The 3,197-nt window shown below is 64.2% G+C and carries 6 protein-coding genes; 1 reads left to right on the top strand and 5 read right to left on the bottom strand.

Annotated features, from left to right (window positions below):
• From ACP95_RS12435 to ACP95_RS12425, 3 genes are all read right to left on the bottom strand, one after another.
• Nucleotides 1-326 (bottom strand): AAA family ATPase (locus ACP95_RS12435; RefSeq protein WP_154018545.1); only part of this gene is annotated, 326 nt, incomplete at its 3' end.
• A gap of 6 nt (nt 327-332) precedes the next feature.
• Complete coding sequence (locus ACP95_RS12430; RefSeq protein ID WP_049981514.1) at nt 333-668, bottom strand: DUF7518 family protein; 336 nt, start codon at nt 666-668, stop codon at nt 333-335.
• A 142-nt stretch (nt 669-810) separates the two neighbouring features.
• Nucleotides 811-1,365, bottom strand: a complete 555-nt coding sequence (locus ACP95_RS12425; protein WP_049981513.1) for a DUF2703 domain-containing protein — start codon at nt 1,363-1,365, stop codon at nt 811-813.
• 118 nt (nt 1,366-1,483) lie between these two features.
• Between ACP95_RS12425 and ACP95_RS12420 the strand changes: the two genes are divergently transcribed.
• Nucleotides 1,484-1,894, top strand: a complete 411-nt coding sequence (locus ACP95_RS12420) for a winged helix-turn-helix transcriptional regulator (RefSeq protein WP_049981512.1) — start codon at nt 1,484-1,486, stop codon at nt 1,892-1,894.
• 217 nt (nt 1,895-2,111) lie between these two features.
• Here ACP95_RS12420 and ACP95_RS12415 read toward each other — a convergent pair whose 3' ends face one another.
• On the bottom strand, nt 2,112-2,492 hold the full coding sequence (locus ACP95_RS12415) for an ArsR/SmtB family transcription factor (RefSeq protein WP_049981511.1): 381 nt from the start codon (nt 2,490-2,492) through the stop codon (nt 2,112-2,114).
• 199 nt (nt 2,493-2,691) lie between these two features.
• Nucleotides 2,692-3,197, bottom strand: a 506-nt coding sequence (locus tag ACP95_RS12410; protein WP_202593837.1) for a permease, incomplete at its 5' end; no start/stop codon positions are given.

The following is a 3,197-nucleotide window of genomic DNA, read 5'->3' as shown; positions in this document are numbered from 1 at the left end:
CCGACGTTGTCACTGCCGGCGGCGGTGGTCACCTGCGACCGTGAGAGCGTGCCGTCGGAGTTGTCGAGGACGACCGTCACCGACGCCTCCCGGGGGCCGGACTGCTCGCTCCCCTCGCCGCCGGGGTTGTAGATCAGGTCGGTGAGCTTCTCGGCGCGGATCCCTCTGGTGCGGGCCAGCCCCAGCGCGAACAGGACGCCGTCGATGATGTTCGACTTGCCCGATCCGTTCGGGCCGGTGATGACGGTGAAGTCCTCGTAGAACGGGATGTGGGTCTCGCGCCCGAAGCTCTTGAAGTCGTCCAGAACGAGTTCCTGAATGTGCATGCGGCCTTAGGCGACGATGATGTCGTCGCCGTCGTCGTCGGAGTCGTCCTCCGCCTCGACCTCCTCGGCGGGGGGTTCCTCGTCGGCCCCGTCGTTGGCCACGAACTCGGCGTCCCGGCGCTCGTCGGTGCCACGCGCCGCTGCCTGCTCTTCGGCTGTCGTGCGACCGTCGCCGTTGCCGGCGCGCTCGGCCGGCTCGCTCGCCCCCGCCTCCAGATCCTCCGTCGTCTCTTCCAGCTGGCGGACCCGCTCCTTGGTCTCGACCAGTTCCTCCGTCAGCCCGTCGACCGCTGCCTGTAGCTCGGCGACCTGTGACTCGAGATCGTCCGCTCGGTTGCTCATGGGCGGATTACCCAGGCCACTCGTATAAAGGCACGGGCGAGCGGTAGGGAGTTGATAAATCGCATGACGGGATAGCGAACTTAGTACCCGGGTGGTGACCGTCTCGACGGGCAGCCGAACGGACGGGTAGGCGGCGCCCGGCTCAGCAACCACAGCCCGGTTCGTCGTCGCCCGACCCGTCGAAGAACTCCCTGACGTTGGTCGAAAGCTGAGAGGCCTGGCCCTCGCGCGGGTCACCGCGCTGGTCCCCCTTCGGCGCAATAGCTTCCAGTAACGACTCGACGAGGAGTCCCACGGGTGCCGTCGAGTGCTCCCCCCCGCGGTAGTTCCAGAGTCGACAGTCGACGTCGCCGTCACACTCACAGAGATCGCCACACGATTCGCAGGTGCTTTCGAGGTAGTCCGGCTGGATGTCCCGGCCGTCGATCCGGATCGTCGGTGACACGGCCAGCTGCGTCGCTTCGGCGGCCTCCAGCGTCGAGACGTGAACGTCCCTGACGGTTACGCCGACGTCCAGCGTATCGAGAACCGGTTCGACGCGTTCGAGTGCCGTCTCGAGCGACGCTTCGGTCCCCGTACATCGGTCGCAGGATTCGTTGTCCAGATAGAGGAAATCGACGGTGATCGACCGCCGCGTATACTCCGCTGGCGCTGGCCGGCTGATCGAGACAGTGTGGCTCTCCGTTGGGTCGTTCATCGCGTGCCGGGGTACGGGCCGACGGCGCTTATACTGTTCAGTAATCGAACACGAAGGGAGTTAGCGTACTGAAACCACCCCGAACGTATATTTCCGTATAGCGGTTGGTTCGAAGGGAATGAGCGAGAGCGAGCAGTGGCAGGCGAAATGGCACGGGGTACAGGACGTTCTCGGGCCGAAGTGGACCCTGCATATCCTTCGCCTCCTGTCGGAAGGCCCGCGAGGGTTCAACGCCGTACAGCGCGAACTCGACGGGTTGACCGCACCGATGCTGTCCCGACGGCTCAAAGAGCTACGGTGTCACGGGCTCGTCGAGCGACAGGTGGCAGATACGACCCCGCCCTCGACGAGTTACTCGCTGACCGAGCAGGGGCGCGAAATCGCGACTCGGCTTCGGGAACTAGAACCGCTCTTCGAGCTACACGGTCGCGGGGACGGAAGCGAGACCGACGGATGTTCGACCACGTCCCAAGAGTGCCGCGGGGAGGCGCTCACGACCGGATGCGTGACGGCTGATGATGGGTGCTGAAGGCGGTGAGAGAACAACGGTCCACGTTTCTACCGGTATCCCCACTCGGTTCGATGCCTGTCGGGGGGGACGTTGCCGGCCCACGATGTAGGCCGTGTCCGGCCTCGGGTTCCGCCGGTAGAATACACCTCACCGAGCACTCCGGGAGACGTTGTCCGGTAGAGGATCCGGCGGCGAGTGGTAGCCCCCCGAGTAGGATCAGCACGACCCTCCCGGACTATACGGTGTCGCCAGTCAGTGCGTCCGCGATATCGAGCAACTGCAGCACGGCCGTGTCGCCGATACGGTAGTAGGTCCACTTCCCCTGCCGACGCGTTTTGACGAGGCCGGCGTCTTTGAGCTCCCGGAGGTGACTGGCGACCGTCGACTGTGGCGCGTCGAGAACGACCTGTAACTCACACGCACAGAGTTCGCCGTCCCTGAGAGCTTCGAGGATCCGGATCCGGTGTTCGTTCGCCAGCGCCTTGAACATCGTGAGCTGGCCGTCCACCTGTTCGTCGGCCGGGGCGAGTTCGAACAGCGACGTCAGTCGGGTCTCCGGGTTCTCGTACAATCGGTCCAGCGTCTGTCGCGTCGATTCGGGTACTGAGTCGGTCATATCTCCGTCGGTTCTCTCTCCGTTCGCGTCTGTCGGGACGTTCCCGTTCCGGCTACGGGGAAACCACCCTTCGACGTGTTCGGCATCGTGACGTGGAACGTGTTCCATGAATAAATCGGTGATGTTCGGTTTGACGCGGATCGGCCGGGCAGCCGAAGCCAAGCTCGGTCCGACGGAACGCAATGGCCGATCTGCGGTCTTACAGCAGCAGGTTGAACAGGAGCCCGATGACCACGATGCCCGTCGCGACCGTCGCCGCGAACGCCGCGATGAGCTCCTTTCTCATCACCTTCTTCAGGATCATGAACTGCGGGAGCGAGAGCGCTGCGACGGACATCATGAACGCGAGTCCGGTCCCGACGGGGAGCCCCTTCCCGATCAGCGACTCGACGACCGGGATCACGCCGAGGATGTTCGTGTAGATCGGCACACCGACGGCGACCGCGCCGAAGACGCCGAGCGGGCCGGACAGGTACTCGGTGACGATCGACTGCGGAACGAAGCCGTGGATGACTGCGCCGAGCCCGACGCCGACGACAACGTATGGGATTATCTCGGTGATGATGTCTTTCGCTTCAGCGTACGCCTGTCGTGCACGTTCCCGCTGCGTCGGCTCGTCGACGTCGACGTCCGAGTCGCCGAAATCGAACTCTCGGATATACTTCTCGAAGCCGGTCTTCTTCAGGACGAACCCGCTCGTCATAA

The organism is Halolamina rubra (assembly GCF_000739555.1).
GTDB lineage: Archaea > Halobacteriota > Halobacteria > Halobacteriales > Haloferacaceae > Halolamina > Halolamina rubra.
Note: the sequence above shows the minus strand (reverse complement) of the source record. Positions and strands in the feature narration are given on the sequence as shown.